This is a genomic window from Dyella sp. CR10 (assembly GCF_055814425.1).
The window spans coordinates 1,865,218-1,881,829 of record NZ_CP185986.1 but is presented as its reverse complement, the minus strand read 5'-3'; the positions used below and the strand labels follow the sequence as shown (position 1 = coordinate 1,881,829).

7 protein-coding genes are annotated in these 16,612 nt (G+C 67.3%); 3 read left to right on the top strand and 4 right to left on the bottom strand.

Going from position 1 to position 16,612, the window contains the following annotated elements:
- Positions 1-65 precede the first annotated feature (65 nt).
- Both ACNR9O_RS08445 and ACNR9O_RS08440 read left to right on the top strand, forming a co-directional pair.
- On the top strand, positions 66-1,001 hold the full coding sequence (locus tag ACNR9O_RS08445) for a GlxA family transcriptional regulator (protein ID WP_473681589.1): 936 nt from the start codon (positions 66-68) through the stop codon (positions 999-1,001).
- A 117-nt stretch (positions 1,002-1,118) separates the two neighbouring features.
- A complete protein-coding gene (locus ACNR9O_RS08440) occupies positions 1,119-2,093 on the top strand; it encodes a VOC family protein (RefSeq protein ID WP_473681591.1) in 975 nt (324 codons plus the stop codon).
- 22 nt (positions 2,094-2,115) lie between these two features.
- Here ACNR9O_RS08440 and ACNR9O_RS08435 read toward each other — a convergent pair whose 3' ends face one another.
- Positions 2,116-2,718 (bottom strand): LysE family translocator, encoded by a 603-nt coding sequence (locus tag ACNR9O_RS08435; RefSeq protein WP_473681593.1) that lies wholly within the window; start codon positions 2,716-2,718, stop codon positions 2,116-2,118.
- Between the two features lie 82 nt (positions 2,719-2,800).
- Positions 2,801-3,592, bottom strand: a complete 792-nt coding sequence (locus ACNR9O_RS08430; protein ID WP_473681595.1) for an AraC family transcriptional regulator — start codon at positions 3,590-3,592, stop codon at positions 2,801-2,803.
- Positions 3,593-3,749: 157 nt separating this feature from the next.
- Between ACNR9O_RS08430 and ACNR9O_RS08425 the strand changes: the two genes are divergently transcribed.
- Complete coding sequence (locus tag ACNR9O_RS08425) at positions 3,750-4,184, top strand: hypothetical protein (protein WP_473681597.1); 435 nt, start codon at positions 3,750-3,752, stop codon at positions 4,182-4,184.
- A gap of 14 nt (positions 4,185-4,198) precedes the next feature.
- Here ACNR9O_RS08425 and ACNR9O_RS08420 read toward each other — a convergent pair whose 3' ends face one another.
- Together ACNR9O_RS08420 and ACNR9O_RS08415 are read right to left on the bottom strand one after the other, a co-directional pair.
- Entirely contained in the window at positions 4,199-4,621 is a 423-nt protein-coding gene (locus ACNR9O_RS08420; RefSeq protein WP_473681599.1) for a hypothetical protein, read from the bottom strand.
- Between the two features lie 116 nt (positions 4,622-4,737).
- The gene (locus tag ACNR9O_RS08415; protein ID WP_473681601.1) at positions 4,738-16,605 is read right to left on the bottom strand and encodes a hypothetical protein; all 11,868 of its coding nucleotides are present in this window, start codon (positions 16,603-16,605) and stop codon (positions 4,738-4,740) included.
- Positions 16,606-16,612 lie beyond the last annotated feature (7 nt).

Genomic DNA, 16,612 nt, shown 5'->3' with positions numbered 1-16,612 from the left:
CCTTGACGCCCGCCTCGCGCCTGCGCCACTTTCGCGGCCCCGGTTCCAGTCATGCAGCCGCCGCCATGTCTCGCCAGATCGCCATCGTCGTTTTCCCCGGCTTCCAGTTGCTGGACGCCGCCGGTCCGGTCGCCGTGTTCGAAATGGCGGAGCGTTTCCGGCCCGGCAGCTACACGATCAGCGTGCTCGCCCCCGGCGGCGGCGTGGTGCGCAGCTCCTCCGGCGTGAGCCTGGCGGCAGCGCCGATCGAATCCAGGCGCTTCGACACGGTGATCGTCTCAGGCGGCAACCTGGCCCAGGTCGAGGAAGGTCAGGAGCTGATCGTCGGCTGGCTCGGCGGCGACACGTGCCGCCGCGTGGCGGGTGTCTGTTCCGGCGCGTTCCTGCTCGCCCAGGCCGGCTTGCTGGATGGCCGGCGTGCGACCACGCACTGGGCCGCTGCCGATCGCTTCCGGCAGCGCTACCCGCAGGTACGGCTCGATGCCGACCGGATGTTCGTCCGCGATGGCGAGGTATGGACTTCCGCCGGCATCTCCGCGGGAATCGACCTGGCGCTGGCCCTGGTCGAGGACGATCTCGGGCCCGGTCTCGCGCGACGCGCCGCACAGCAGCTGGTGGTGCACCAGCGGCGGCACGTGGGGCAATCGCAGTATTCCGTCCTGGTCGAGCAAGGCGGCAAGACCGGCCGCTTCGGCGAGCTGATCGGCTGGATGCGCTCGCGCCTGGCCGAGCCGATGACGGTCGAACGACTGGCCGAGCGCGCCGCCATGAGCCCGCGCCACTTCGCCCGCGCCTTCACCGCGGAAATCGGCGCGACGCCGGCAAAAGTGGTCGAAGGCCTGCGGCTGGAAGCGGCTCGCCTCGCGGTCGAGACCAGCCATCTGCACCTGGATCACATCGCCGCGTCGACAGGCTTCGGCGATTCGAGCCGCATGCGCCGCGCCTTCGTGCGCAGCTTCGGGATGTCGCCGCAGTCGTTGCGGCGCAGCGCGGGCGCTTGAGGGGTCGGGCGAAGCGAAACACCTCGCTCAAGCCATGGCGGTTTTTGCTCGGAAATTGTCCTTGCCGGACCTCGCCCGGACCCACCATAAAAGAGCCCCCAACCTCCGAGCCTCCGCATGCGCCTGACCACGATCTTCTCGGCCTGCCTTCTCGCCATCGGCACCGCCCATGCCGCCACCCCTGCCCCGACCCGCCTCGACCACGTCTTGCTCTGGGGCCGCAACATCGATCAGGTCACTTCGGTCATGGCGGTCAAGCTGGGCTTCCAGGTGCGCCCCGGCCGCGATCCCGGCGGCGTCGCCAATCGCTATATCCGTTTCTCGGATACCAGCTTCATCGAACTGCTCGGCGTCACCCGCCCCGATCCCGAGTTCGATCCGGGCATGAAGGAGGATCAGCAGGCACTCAAAGGCGGCCCGGGCTCGCGCAGCTTCGGTTTCCGCGCCTCGTCGCTCGATGCGCTGCACGCCTCATTGCAGGCGGCGCACTACGCCGTCACGCCCTTCTTCGCCGGCCCCGACAGCGCAAAGCCGGGCTGGCGCCTGTTCGCCTTCGATCGCGCGCCGCTGTCGAGCAATACCTTCTTCATCGACTACGCCACCGACTACGCCCCGGATCAGTTCGACCCTTCCAACGCCGACGACTACCGCGTGACGCGCGAGCATCCCAATGGCGCGCGCGAGCTCAGCTCGATCTGGCTGGTCTCGGCCGATGCCGACGCCGATCGACGCCAGCTGGAAAAGATGGGTTTCGGCCATGCGGTGCCGGTGAAGCTGCCTGAAGCCCGCGCCAAGGGATTCTGCGTGCCGGTCGGCCCGACGGCGCTGCTGACCCTGCAGCCCGATGGCGCCGGCCTGGCCGCACAGACCATGGCCGCCGGCGGTCCGCGCATCCTGGGCGTGAGTTTCGGCGTCGCCGATCTCGGTCGCGCACAACGCTGGGCCGAGCGCGGCTACGAGCACAAGCTGGCGACCTATCGCGGCCTCTTCGGCGAATCCTTCCTCGCGCCGACGCAGGAGGACCTGGGCCTGTCCGTCGAATTCCATGCGCCGCGGCAGAACGCTTCGCCTTGCGCAGGCGCGGGCCGGTAAGAAGGCGCCCGCTCCGCGTGACTCAAAGCACCAGCTTCACGCTCAAGGCCACGAAGCCCGCGGCGAACAGGCGTTGCAGGCAGGTCGTCACCCGGGGGCACGCCAGTACGTGCGAACGCATGAACGACGCGAACACCCCGTATGCCGCGAACACCGCCAGCGTCATCAGCATGAAGACGGCGCCGAGCACCAGCAGACGCGTCGCGGGTGCCGGATCGCTTGCCGGAATGAACTGCGGAAGAAACGCCAAGAAGAAGATCGGCAGCTTCGGATTCAACAGATTGAGCAGGATGGCCGAGACGATGATCTTCAGCGGCGACCGGGCGGCGACCGGCTGACCCGGGTCCAGCGCACCGCGGTCTCGCAGCGCGCTCCAGGCCATGTAAAGCAGGTAGGCGGCGCCGAGGTACTTCAGGCATTCGAAGACAAGCGGCGCGGCACGCAAGGCCGCGGCCAAGCCAAGAATGGCCGCCGCCATGTGCGGCACGATGCCGAGGGTGCAGCCGACAGCCGCCGCCACGCTGGCCGCCGCGCCGCGCGTCAGGCCGGTGGAAATCGTATAGAGCGCGCCGGTGCCGGGCGAGGCAACGACCAGCAGCGAGGTGAGCAGGAACGCGACGTTCATGAGGCAATGGATCGTGGCCGAAAAAAGGAGCCGTGACCATCGCAGGCCGCTCGCGCAGCCGTCTTGAACAAAATTGCATGCTTCAGCGCAGCGTCGCCTGATAGCGCGCGGGCGTGACGCCGAGCTGTCGCACGAAGGCGCGGGTGAGATGGCTCTGGTCGGCGAAGCCGGTCAGCAGCGCCGCCTCCGCCGCCGGCCGGCCCTGCGCCAGGTAGCGACGCGCCAGCCGCACCCGCAACTGGATTCGATAAGCGTGCGGGGTCGTGCCCAGCTCACGGAGAAAACCGCGGATCAACTGGAAGCGGCTGAGGTCGCAGGCCGCCGCCAGCGCGGACAGCGAGGTGGCGGCTTCCGGCTCGGCCTCGATCCACTCCTGCGCCCGCGCGACCGGTGGCGATGCACGCGGTACCCGCGTGCCGCCCAGCCGATGCTGCTGCACGATGCGCGCCAGGCAGGCGAGCAGCCGTTCGTCCGGCGCATCGCCCAGGCACGGGACCGCATCGAACAAGCCCATGATGGCGGCTGCCAGCTGCGGATCGCGCGCCACCGGCTGAAAGACGGCGTCGCCCTGGATATCGCCCGCCAGTTCGCGCGTCACCAGGTCGGGCTCCACATAAAGCATGTGCCAGCCGCGCGCGCCGCCGATGGGCGTACCGTCGTGTACCTCGCCGGGGTTGACCATGATCACGTCGCCGGCGACCGACTCCACCGGACCGATCGTGCTCCATGACGCCTGTGCGCCGCTGGCGATCACGCCGATCCCGTAATGATCGTGCGCATGACGGGGAAAACGCTGTTCGCTCAGCAGCGACAGCGCTTCCACGCCCGGCAGCAGCGAGCGGTGCGGTACGGCCTGATGCATCTTCCGGCTCAAGCAGCGGCTCCTGCGTGCCGTGGCGGACTGCGGAGCTACCAGAATCGCACCGTGGCGCGGGACTTTCCAGAAGGAGGTGCGCTCGCCGCGAAGGCGGACTCAAGTTCTTCGCTCGCCGGCCGATGCCGATAGCGCATCCCCTCGATAAGGATTTCGCGTGATCATCAGCTTCAACACGATGGCTACCGCCATGGCGACGGCCATTCGAAGCGCCGCCGAGCACAAGGACGACACGGCCGCCGCACCGCCCGTCCCGCTCGGCGAGTCGCTGGCCAAGGCCGCCGGCACGAAGAAGGATGACAAGAATGCCCAGGCAACCGCCGACAGCGGCGGGCTCAGCCCCACCATTCAGACCCTGCAGAAACAGATCGAACGCTTGCAGAAACAGTTGGCGCAGCAGCAACAGCAGCTGCGCCAGGCCATGTCGGGCGACAAGGCAAGCGATCCGGCCAACGCGGCGCGAGTCGCCGCGCTGCAGTCGGCAGTGAGCACCACCATGGGTCAGCTTGCCGAGGCGGTGGCGAAGCTGGCCGCGGCGATGATGGCCGAGAGCGGCGGCAGCAGCGGCGGCCTGGTCAACACCTCAGCCTGACCTGACACCGGCCGTTATTTCGACCCGGACGTGTCCAGCTGGGCCGCCGACAGAAACTCCGGAACGTCGCTGACCGGCAACGACATCATGCGCGCGAGGTTCTGCCACTTCTCCTTGCGCCAGAACCAGAAGCCGCTCCGGACCGGCACGTAGGTGTAGGCCAGGTCGAGGGACTGGTGGTCGATCGACACCAGCCAATACACGGAACTGTCGCCGCCCGGGCCGGGCGGCACTTCGCTGATCCGCGCGGCGTCCGCATTCAAAAGGACGGATACCTTGTCGTTGCAAGGCGCGCAGAAGGTGCGGACGGCCTTGGCGTTCTTCACTATCGCCAGCGCCCGTTCGGCATCGGCCTTCGATACGTATTCCTGCTGATCCGCCCATGCCGACTGGGCGCCAAGTAAAAGCACCGCTGCAAAAAACCATCGAATAGCCATGACGTCGCTCTCTCCGTGATCGATCGCTCGGCATTATGCAGCACGCGGCCGGATCGCTGACCAGCCTTTCATGCGCTGCGCCGGATGGTCGGCTACGACGCGCCGGCGCTCTGTTCTCATCCTCCAAGCTTGTAAGACAACTCGGCACTGAACAGCGGCCGCGTATGCGTCTCCAGTCCCGAGTAGAGGATCACATCGAACAGCCAGCCGCCGCCGCGCGTGGCGGGATGATGGTTGCGCGTCCAGGTCTGCACCGCATCGGCCATGGCCTGGGCCGCGCCGGCCAGAGGCTGGTTCGGATAGAGCGCGACCGGCAGCTTGCTGACCATGCTTTCGCCCGATGCGCCGCCGGCAAGCTCGTAGGCATAGAACACGCCCCACGAAGCGGTGGTGTTCTGCAACAGCCAGTTCGATGGGAACAGGGTCTGGATGGCGTCGCCCAGCGCGCTGGCCAGGTCGGCACCGGCGATCGGCTGCGGTTGGCTGCGCTCGATCAACGGCGTGACGATGCTGGTGGCGGTGACTTCGGCCGTCTTGAACAGGAAGGCGCTGCTGGTCGGCAGTTTCGGGTTGTCCGGATGATCCGGGTCGTACAGCAGGTGCTCGTTGCGCACCGCCAGCATGCGGGCGCGCGCATTCTGGAAGGCGCCGATGCCGATGTCGTTCCAGCCGAGCCGGAAGGTCTGCTGGTCGTGCGCTGGGATCGTGATGCCGGCATCGGGCGCATAGACCGTGGTCGCACTGGGCGTGACCGGCGGCCGGATCTTCAGCGGTACGCGCGCGCCATCGGGAAGCAGCACGTCGACCGACGGCCAGGCTTCGCTCGGGCCTGGCAGGTCCTGCTCGCGCGTGAGCGAGAAGCTCTCGATGGACCGCCCGTCTTCCGAGTACGTCACGCGCGCCGTGAAGGCGTAGCTCGCGCCGACCGTGTAGCTGTCTTCCGGCGCGCGGCTGCTTTCGCTCTGCGCCAGGCGGATGTTCCACAGGCCCGCGATCGTGGCCGCCAGATCGCCGAAAGTCTTGGCCGCGCTGACGTACGTCGCCGATGGCGGCTGTTGCGCGGGCGCCCCCAGCAGCGTCCACAACTTGTCCGCCACGGCCATGTATTGCGCCAGCGCGCTGAACAGGTCGGCCGGCGGCGGCGCGGCGCGCGGCTGCACTGCGGGCGCCAGGTTGAATTCGGTGACGATCCGGACGCCGTCCTGCGCGGCGAACTCATGCGCGCAGGTCAGGCGATACGTCCACAGGGCCAGCTGGCTCAGGCCGCTCGGCGCATCGTAGGTCGCGCCGGCGCTCTGCTCGCGGATAGACGGCAGCAGCGGATAGGTGCGCAGCGGCACCGGCGCCAGCAGGCTGCCGGGATTGGTCTTCGTCAACGCCGCGGGCTTGGCCTGCGCATTCTGCAGCGGCACGAAGGACAGCCAGTTGGAGGCCTGGTAACCCGTCGGCACGCCGCTCGATGTAATGGCGAACTCGGTATGCGAATAGGCGTAGTCGAGCGTGCCGCGCACCCAGCTGTGGCGCTCCGGATCGGCCACCGTGGCGAAGAAACTGACGAAGGCCTTGGCCGGATCGAAGCCGGTCTTGCTGGCAGCGAAGGTCACCGGCGCGGCGGTACCGGTGAGCCGGGCCTGGCCGTACAGGGACACGGGCGGCGTGGTGTCCGTCGACCATGGCGTGGTGGAGGTGGTGTCGTATTGCGCCACCACGGAGGTGTCGTAGGCATGGAGCAGGCTCACGTACAACTGCTGCTTCAGCGCATCGCGCGCGACGGCCAGTCCCTTCTCGTAGCCCGGGTCGGGGCTGGTCTTGTAGGCCGCATAGTCGAACACCAGCTGCAGCTGCTGGCTGATGCCGTCGGCGATCGTCGCCTTGTTGCCGATCGCGCCGGTCAGCGTGTCCCGCAGGGCGGACACGCTATACAGCTCGGTCGCCATGGGGCCGCCGAGGAAGCGATCCATGTCGCTCAGGAAACGCTGAGCCCACGGTTCGGCGTCGATGGCCATGAAGTTGGTCGCGACGCCGTCGGCCTCCAGCGTGCCGTCGTCCTTGAGCTGCTTGATCTGCACCTGCCGCGTGACGAGATGGTCGTACAGCGGCGCCAGCGCGAAGAAGCGCGGCATGGCCGCCGTGTCCGGGAACGTCACGCCAGGCACCAGGCTGACCGAGGCGATACCGGTGGCGGAGAAATTCACGCACCACAGGTCGCTGGTCTCGCCCGCGGCCTTGGCCGTGCCCACGCGCAGATCCTGGATGGCGTCGGTGAGTTGGCGGATGAACGGGCCGTAGTTGAGGCTGTCGCCACCTTGTGCGCCAGCCTGTGCGAGCGGCGCGAGCGGCGAGCTGGCCTGCGCCACCGGGCCGTTCTTGTCGAAGTCCGGATGGATCAGCGCTTGCGGACGCGCCAGCCTCAGCGACGCGGTGAGCGCGAAGACCGTCTCCGGATACGGGCCGCCCGCGCCGAGCGAAACCTGCTCACGCACCACGGCGGGCGGCAGCAGCGCCAGCGCCTGCCCGGCGAACAGCGCCGCCTCGGCATTGCCCTGCGCGATGGCGCCCGCATCGGTGGCGAGGTCTTGCAGCGCGAAACGCACGATAACCGTATTGAGCGTGTCGTTGGGCTGGGTCATCACCTTGACGGTGCCGCCATCGGCCTTGCGCAGGCTCAGCTCGACCTGCGGCGCGACGAGACCCGGCGTAGCGGTGTTGGCCAGCGCGAAGCTCGCACCATCCACGCCGTACAGGCCGATGATGTCCTTCGGTGCCGTGGTCGCCGGCAGACGCGCCACCGGCCACAGCAGCAAGGCGCCCGGCTGCAGCGCATCGGACAGGTTGGCAATCGCGTCGGCGAGCAGATCCAGCGTCGTGCCGGGATTGATCGCCACCGCCTGCGCGAGCGCCTGCATGAAGGACTCCACCGCCAGCGTGGTAATGCTGACGTTGCCGCCCGGCACCTGGATATCGATGGTGACGTTCTGCGCCAGCGTGCCCGGCACATTGGCGTTGGCGTTCACGCAATCGCGCACCGTGGCGGTGCCGCTGCCGCCGCCATACGCGGCGAAGCGCGCGCACAGCGTGCCAAGCTGGTCATGCGCCTGCACCGTGTACGGCACGCGCAAGGGGCTCATGCCGGCACTGCCCGCCGGCCAGGCGAAGCTGCCAGGTACGGCCAGCTTGGTTCCCGCGGCGAGGCTCGCATTGTTCGACAGCAGGTGATCGGCCGGACAGCCGTAGCGCTGCGCAATCATGCCCAGCGTGTCGTCCGACAAGGCCAGCGTCTCGCTGCCGAACTGCACCAGCGCGCCGTCGTCGAAGATCCCGGGCGTGGACGCGTTCGCGGTGCCCAGCACCAGCGCATCGAAACCGCTGCGGTTGCTGGCGGGCGTATCCCCGGCCTGGGCGATATAGGTGTCGTTGTTCAAGCTCAGGTTCGGCTGGAGCAAGCCTTCCACGGCGGCGTTCTCCGCCGCGATCTGCGCCACGCTGAGGTTGCCACCCTGTTTGGCGAAGGCTTTCTGCACGCCATCGAACGAATCGGTCTCGCCCGCGACGACGGTCACCTGCAAGGTCAGCACGCTGCCGTCACCCTGCTCGAACTGCGCGCTGAGCACATTCGGCTGATCGGTCTGCTTGCCATTCATCGGCGCCAGGATCGCCGCAATGTTGTTGAGCTCGCCGATACGGCCCGCATCGGTGAAGTGCGCGGCGGCCAGCTCGGCCAGCGACGGCGTCGCCGCATCGGTGCCGGTCGGGAAACTGGTCACGGCGGGCAGCTTCAAGTGCACGCCCACCGCCAGCGGCAATCCGGCGTTGGCCTGCAGCGCGAACAGTGCCGCGGCCGAACCCGGATCGGGCCAGCCCTTCGGACGCTGCGCATAGAGGTCGGCGAGGGAGCGCTGCGCGATGTACGGCATCAGGGCCGGAACGGCCGGCTGACTGCCGGTCGCGAACAGATCGGTCAGCGCGACATCCTCGTTGGCCACCGCCATCTCGGCGTAGCGCACCGGATACGCCGCCAGCAGCTGGCTCAGCGTCTGGCCGGGCGCGGTGAGCGCCTGCAATTGCGCGGCGGTCGCCGTGTAGGCATGCGCGCCGCCGGCGTAGCGCCAGAGCGGGCCGACATCGATATCCTGCCCGGTTTCGCCCGCGACATGCCGCAACGACGTAGCGAGCGACGCCAGCATGTTCGGCTGACTGAGCTGATAAAAGATGCGTGCGTATTGCTCGCTCTGCTGCAACGCCGAGGCGGCGACGCCGTCGCCACGCTGCGAGGCGCCCGGCAAGGCAGCGGCCGCTTTCAGGCCGAGCTGCATGGCCAGCGACGCGGCACCGGGGCTGCCCAGCACTTCGAAATACGCCGCCAGCTCGGGCCACTGCGACAGTGCGATCAGCGGATCGGTATAGCCCACGGTGAGGTTCAGCACGCCCTGTCCCGCGACCGTGGGACCCTGGCTGTGATTGCCCAGCAGATCCGACATGCAGAAGGTCAGCGCCGGTGTCGGGCAGCTGGCCGCGCCGCCGAAGCCGCGATACGGGTCGTTCGCTTCGTTCGGCAGTCCCTGCGTAGGCAGCACCGGTTTCTGCGTGGTGAAGCGATAGAACGGCACGACTTGCTCGTAGTGCCAGTACGGCGCCGGCGGTGGCGGTGCGCTCTGCTCGGTGCGGGCCTGCGCGCGCAGGCGGCGCGCCAGGCGCTGCCGTTCCCACGGTTCCATCTGCATGCCGTCGCTGGGCTTGGGCAGCGCCGGCGTCCACGCGGCGGGGATGGTGTACGGCGACGTCGTGTCGGCGCACCAGAAGGCCAGCGTGTTGTAGCGATCCTGCAAGGCGCTGACCGGACCGTCGCCGATCGGCACGTCGATGGTGAGCTTGTAGCCGGCATTGCCTGGTGGCGTCAGTGCGACGTCGCCCAGATCCGAGTTGTCGGCGCATTCGGCGTACAGGCTATGGATGGAGCCATCCAGGCCCGGCGCCACCAGCAGGCAGTTGTTGAACACCGCCAGCGTGCGGCCGGACGGCGCCAGCGCCTGCTGGCTACCGGCGATCGCGAGCAAGCTCAGCGTCGCCACGCCCTGCCCGTCGAACGCGCTGCCCGGCAGCTCCTTGCCGAAGCCGAGGTAATAACCGGTGCCACCCACCACGCTGCCCTCCCACAGCAACAGCAGGAAGTCGGCTAGCTGCGTCACGAAGTCGGCGTAGTAGACCGGCGCCGGATCGCCCTGCGCGGCCCTGCGCAGCAGGTCGGGCTGCGGCTGCGAATCGGTCGACAGATTGGTCTTGACCAGGAAGCACGGCGTGCTCGTGTCGAGCAGGTCGAGGCCCTGCGCGTTGGACGCGTTCGGCGCCGGGCTCACCGCGAGCCAGGCCTTGGTGGCGCTGCCGGACAAGCCGTGCAGGATCTCCTCGCGCAAGGCGAGCAGCGCGGCACGCTGATCGGTATCCACGCCCAGCAGCAGGAAGCGACTGGAGCCGTCATCCATGCGCCGGATGCGGAAGCTCAACTGGCAGCCATAGGTGGTGCCCGGCAGCGCGCGCGCATGGTCGGCGGTCGCGCCGGGCTGGCTGCCGGCAAAGATGTCGTACGGCGTGGTCGACTGCGCGACCGCGCGTTGCAGCAAGCCCTGCGGGAATGGCCACAAGGTCGCGTAACCGGCCAGCGGCGCGCCGACCGTGGGGATCGGCAAGGTCTGCGCCGACTGCAACGGCAGTGCGTACTCGAAGGTATACGTGTTGGGCGCCGTGCCGCGCAGCGGCAGGGCCTGCGGTGCCGGCGGCGTGGCCGGCACGGTGGTGATCTTCAGGCTGGCGGTCGGCGCCTGCTCGAGAATCTCCTCGTTGGTAAACGTGAAGTCCAGGCCGCCCGTGTCGTCGTTGGCGAACAGCACCATGCCCGGCTGCAGGCCATCCGGTGCGGCGAGACGCGAGTTGTACGCCAGCAGATTCGCGTAGCGCGCACTCAGCAACGCCAGGTCGTGTTCCGGTTCCACCGTGAAGGTATCGCCGAAGGTCACCCACGGCACGTTGGACGTCACCGTCAACGACAGCGCGACGTCGCCCAGGTGCCCCGGATCGCTGCTCACCGGCAAGGTGAACTGCTGGCCGCTCAGGTCGTACAGCGGCAGCGGGTTGGCCGGATCGGGCACGACGTGGCCGTCGACCGTGGTCAGCCCCGGCAGGCGCAGGCCGGCCATCAGCATCTGCGAGGCCTGGTTGACCACGCCCGCGAACGACTTGCCGAGCACGCCGCTTTCGATCTGCGCGACGGTCATCACCGGCAATTGCTTGACGATGAGCGTGGTCGGGTCGGGCAACAGTCCCGCGTGGTCTTGCAGGCGCGCGGCGACATCGGAAAGGCTCAAGCCATAGGTGTCGGCCACGCTCTGGAACGTGAAGGCCTGCGTGCCGGAAATCTTCGCGCCCGGCAGCACGATGACGGCTGTCGGCGACAGCACCTGGGCCGGAGCCAGCCATGAGCAGGCCGCGGCCCAGTCGTAGCTCCAGCCGCCGGCACTATGGCTCGCGCTGATGACCATGCGGCGCACCAGGCTTTCGGCCGTCTCGCCCGCCTGGATCGCGATGCCTTCGGTCTGGCCGGACAAAGGCCAGGCCGGTATGCCGAAGCCGCCCGCGATGACGGTCACTGCCTGCTCGAACGCCGTCCACAGCGGCGGCAGCGCGTGCAGCGTGCCCGCGTCCTGGCACAGCACCAGCATGCAGCCGATGCGATACAGCGTGTCGCCCGGTACCGTGACATAGATGCGCGTGGCGCTGCGATTGCCGTATTGCGTGGGAACGTTGAGCGTCGTGCCCGGATCGATCTCCACCGTCTTGCCGTTGTTCGGCGTGGCCGCCGAAAGGCCCGGATTGAGGATGGCGATGGCCTGCGCGTACCACGCCGGCATGTCCGGCGCGTTCAGCACGTCCGACTGCGACAGGTCCGGATCCGCATAGCGCACGAAGAACAGCGCCGCTGTCTGCGTCGCATCGAAACCGCCGGTGGCCGGCGGCGTGAAGCTCTGCGCCACCATGGAAAAGCGGCGTCCTTCCTGCAGCAGGTTCGGGTTCGCGCCCAGCGTGTAGCCACTCCCGGCCGGTGGCACATAGGCGAACAGCGTGGCGACGTCGGTGAGGTTGAACAGCAAGCACAGGCTGGTCAGGCTCGCGCTGGGCGAACCGACGGCGCGCGACACATCGCCCAGCGGCCATGCCTGCTGCACCAGGCCGGTGCCGGCATTGTCCTGCACCAGCATCTCGGGACTGACGCCGATCAGCGGCGCCGGTGTCAGCGCCGCGCCGACGGCGGTCTGGTCGATGGTCTGCTGGATGGTCGGATTGAGAAACGTCAGCTCGGCCGTCGTCGCCCCCATGCGCGCGGCCACGCTCTGCACCGTGTCGCCGGCTTCCTTGGTGATCGGCAAGGCTGCCGTGGCGAACGTGCGGGCCGCGTCGGCCAGGTTCATGCTGGCGGTGAGTTTCACCGAGGCGTTCTGCAACTGTTTCTGCGCTTCGTTGACCGCGGCCTTCACCAGCAGCTGGCAATAGTCGCCGAACAGATAGGTGGCGAAGGACTCGTAGTTGTCCGGATCGTCCACCGCGTCCGTGCCATTGCCGCCGTTCACGGGGAAATAGTCGCCGAGGATCGCGCTGATACCGTTCTGGTACTTGGAGCCGATCTTGTTGAACTGCGAGAAATCGCAAGGCCCGGCCTGCGGCGAGCTCCAGGCCAGGCCCGGCGGCATCGGGAAGATCATCGCGCCCTTCTCGGTTGTGGCGTCCCCCGAGGGCATGCCACCGACCAGCAGCGCCAGGTTGGTGCTGAAGAAGCTCGCGATGCTGGTCTTGCCGAAGCCCTCGGTCGCGGTCTGCGGCATGGCGACCTGCTCGGCGAGCAGGGCCAATTGTGCGGCATTGACGCTGTCCTGCGGCGAGCTCGGCCCGTCGGGTAGCGCATACAGCGCATAACGCAACAGACCCGTCACGAGCAGATCCGCCGCCAGCGTGCCGCTGCTGCTGAGGTGCGCGCTGCGTTCGACCATCGCTTCGGCCGTGCGCGCATCCGCCGCCATGCCGGTATCGGCGTAGAGCAGAAACGCCACGCGATACTGCGGGTCCGCATTGCCCGGCACCTGGCCGGCCCAGTCGACCGGCACGTTCCCCACCGTGACGTACGGCAGCATGGTGAGCGGCACGGTCTGCCTGCTGTCGAACACCAGCTGGGTCGGCTTCCACTCCAGCACGTAATCGCCCTGCCGGGCGGCAAGGCCGAGTGCCAGCCGCCGCTGGCGCATGCGCAGCAGGTAGCCGTGCCGCAGCAGCGCCTTGCGCTGCGCGTGGCGCGGCAACGTCAGCGCGATGGAAGATCGCGCACCGCCGCCACTGCCGTTGGCCAGGATCCACGGCGTGGGCGAGGCCGAGCCGATGGTGAAGCTCAGCTCCAGTGTCACCGAGAAACTGAAGTGGATGCGGATGAACAGGATCTTTACCGAGGCCTCCGCGCGCACGCCGACGGAGAAGTCCAGCAGCAACGGGCGATAGCTCTCGAACACCACCATGGCCTGCGCGAACGCCTCCAGCGTCACGCTGGCGCTGACCACCACGAAGTCCACCTTGCCGTAGACCTTGCCGTGGATCGCCACCACGCCCTGCGCACGAAAATATTTCGCCGAGCTGCCGCCGCTAGCGGTGGGATTGAACCAGGCCAGCACGCCCTGGAAGATCACCTCGATCTGCACATACGCGCCGCCGGACAGCACACCCACGCTGATCTCGCGGCCCACGCCCGCGGCAATGCCCACGCCCAGCTCGATCACCGGCGAGAAGTTGCCGTTGGTGATCTTCGGCACGTTGCTGGAGGTGTCGCCGTTGAGGATGCCGAAGTAGAAGCCGCCGCGGCCGATGAAGATGCTTGCCTGCAGCGAGAACGAGCGGCTGTAGTCGCGGTTGTATGGAAAGCCCAGGTCGATCTTGAAATTGCCGTTGGTGTAGATCTCGATCACCACGATACCCAGCGTCAGCGACACCGCGCCGAGCTGGATGGTGCGGAACGCATCGGGTACGCGCAGCTCGATGCGGTACATGCCGATGTCGTTGGTGATCTTCTTGTACAGGATCTCGAAGCGCAGGCCGGCGAGCGAGCCGGCACGCTCGCCGCCGAGCGCGATGGACAGGCCATACAGTTTCGGATCGTTGAAGATGATGCCCAGGTCGATCATCTTGATCAGGCCGATATCCAGGCCCATCAGCCACTGGCTATCGTCGGCATAGACCAGGCCCGTGCCGACCGGGTCCTTGCCCGGCTCCGGCTTCTTCATCGCATTGCGCAGCTTGGCCACGCTGGCGGCGACGGTGTCGGGCGTGGCGCCGGCGAAGGTGACGCGCTGACCGAAGCCCAGGAAGCGCAGATCCACCGTGGACGGCCCCTGCCCCGGCACCGCCGGCGGCGAGCCGTTGACCACATCCCAGCTCAGCGGCTTGTCGCTGCCGTAAGCCTCGCCGAAGAAATTGCCGGTGAGGATCAGCTCGACCTTGCCCTGCCCCGTGCCGCGCCGATAGCGCGCGCCGATCGTGTCCACGCGCATCACGCCAAGATCCACCTCGGCGTTGAACACGAACTCGACTACGTTCTCCTGCGGATCCAGGGTAAGCACGAAGCGCGACAGGTCCACGCGCTTGAGCAGATCCCACGGCGGATCGAGCGAGAAGCCCAGCGTCGGCGCGGCCAGGTTGACCAGGTATTCGAGAATATCGCCCAGCGTGATGCCGCCCAGCTGCACCGATACCACCTGATGACGCTTCTGCTCCTCGCCGCGCCAGGAGGTCACCGCCTGCACCCACAGCTCGCCGAACATCACCTTGAACAGGTAAGTCGGCTCGGCGACGCCGATGTCCATCGATGCCATGATCGCGATCTTGTTCACCGCGAAGCTGCCGCTCAGCGTGCCGGTGATCGGCGCGCCAGTCTTCGCGCGTGCGATATCGGTGCTGGCGGAGGCGTTGACCGACAGTTCGGTGCCGAACAGCGTCGGGGTCCAGCGCATCGAGGCGGTACCGCCGAAAGTGTAAGCGCCGTCTGCAGTCTTGAAGGTCGCGTCGAGGCGATCGATCAACAAGTGCGGCACGTAACCGGGCACGGTATAGCCGGGATCACCTTTGATGAAGCGCGCGACCATCTGGGTCAGATCGATGGAGGTGCCGGGATACAAATGAGCGGCGAACTCCCAACCTTTCGTGGCGTCTTTGTTCGCCACAGGGTATTGCGCGCTCAGCAGAAGCTGCGGGTCGTCGTAGGCTTCCGCGCCGGCACCCTTAAGAAAAAACACGCCCGAGATGCCGCCGCTGATATTGCCAGCATTCGCCTCGACCCACATTTCCAGGCGCTGGAGTGAGATGCCTACTGTGCCGACCTGCATGAGCGTCCAGGCCTGTTCGGGCAGCGGATCGCCGGGCGTGCCGAACAGGATCTTCGCTTCGCCGCGGTAAGCCTGACCGATCGGATCGGCGAAGAACGACAATCCGACGATGTTCATGTTCGCCGGCAAGATCGGCGGGATGCTGCCTCGGAAGTAATCCTGGAATGCGCGACCGACTGGAATGTAATCGCCGTCGCGCATGTTGCCGGAGATGTACAGGCTGGGAATCGAAAGGCGGACATCCACGGTGACGCTACCGTCCGCCGCGGCCGGCGCGGGCACCCGATAGAGCGGTCGCGGCGAAGGCGCTGGCGGCGGCAAGGCCTGGTCGCCGCCGAACTGCACCGAGCCGTACACCAGTCCGGTGAGAAGATAGCTGTTCTCCATCTTGCCGGTATCGGGATTCCGCACTCTTGTGGAGCCCCAGACCCAGCGAATACCCACATTGGTGAACGACACGAAAGGCACCGGCGGCACCCAGGGCCGGTTGGACTGAATGCTGAGTGCAAAGGACTGCAGCGAAAAACTCGGCGTCGCGTTCTCTCCCGCGTTGTTGACGAGTTCCGCATCCACTTCGGCGAAATGGAATTCGCTCAGCAGCGGAAAATCCATCGGAATGGGAATTTCCACCCCGAACATCCTGGTGATCGCCCGCAGTCCCTGGGTGAGCGACGACGTCTCCGGATCGAACTGCGCGCTGAACGACCACACCGTGGAGGCCGTCAATACCGGCGTGGTAATGGTGCCCGATGGCCCATCGCCCAGGGAAAAAGCTCCACCCAGGATCAGCGTGGATTCGCTGCTGTTGCCCAGAACGGGCTGGCGCAGTTTGTCGACAGCAATTTGCAGGTACAGCGCATTCACGTCGAACGGATCGGGACCTTTGACGCCGGCCTCCCGGCTACCGCTCAGCATGTTGGTGGAGCTGCCCTGCGCCGTGAGCAGCATGCTCGGATAATCGTTCGCGCTCGCCGGCATGACGAGGCTGCCGCTCAACCGCAGAGGCCACGGCGAGAGCAGGCCCAGCTTGCCGTCGATATCCGAGTCGGCGAATTCGGGCAGAAAACCCTGCAATTGCAGTTTGACGCCTCTGCCGCTCTGCGCGGAAAAGGACGGCGACGTGACCAACACCTCGTGACCGGCCACGCCGTCAGCAAGGAACGAAGCAGTCCAGCGAATGCCTTTGGTTCCGCTTGCGTCCAGCGTGGAACGCCGGCTCTTCGGGAGCTTCGGGAAGAAGGCGCCAAATGTCCACGGCTTGCTGTCCACGACGCGCAGGGTCAGCGTGAAGCGTGCGTTGTCGGAGTAAGTAAGCGTGGCCGCGATCGCGTACTGATTGGCAGCCGCCGCACCGGGCACGCCGTACTGGCCGTTAGCGGTCAGGCTGACGCTGTTGTTGTCGCCGGAGAGGGCTGCGTTGGTCAGCGTGTAGCTGCTCTTGATGCCGAACAGCGCGAGCACCCCTATCAGATCCGACAGTGCCGGCGAGCCGTTGGCGGCGCCCCATAGATCGATGCTGTGATTGGGGCCGCCGATCGCGGCTTGAAGAGCGTTGTAGACGGCGCTGGCAGCCATGGCGTAT

What these genes read in the sequence shown, in the direction of transcription:
- ACNR9O_RS08445 (WP_473681589.1), top strand. Translation starts at nt 66, where the DNA reads ATGTCTCGCCAGATCGCCATCGTCGTTTTCCCCGGCTTCCAGTTGCTG.
- ACNR9O_RS08440 (WP_473681591.1), top strand. Translation starts at nt 1,119, where the DNA reads ATGCGCCTGACCACGATCTTCTCGGCCTGCCTTCTCGCCATCGGCACC.
- ACNR9O_RS08435 (WP_473681593.1), bottom strand. Translation starts at nt 2,718, where the DNA reads ATGAACGTCGCGTTCCTGCTCACCTCGCTGCTGGTCGTTGCCTCGCCC.
- ACNR9O_RS08420 (WP_473681599.1), bottom strand. Translation starts at nt 4,621, where the DNA reads ATGGCTATTCGATGGTTTTTTGCAGCGGTGCTTTTACTTGGCGCCCAG.
- ACNR9O_RS08415 (WP_473681601.1), bottom strand. Translation starts at nt 16,605, where the DNA reads ATGGCTGCCAGCGCCGTCTACAACGCTCTTCAAGCCGCGATCGGCGGC.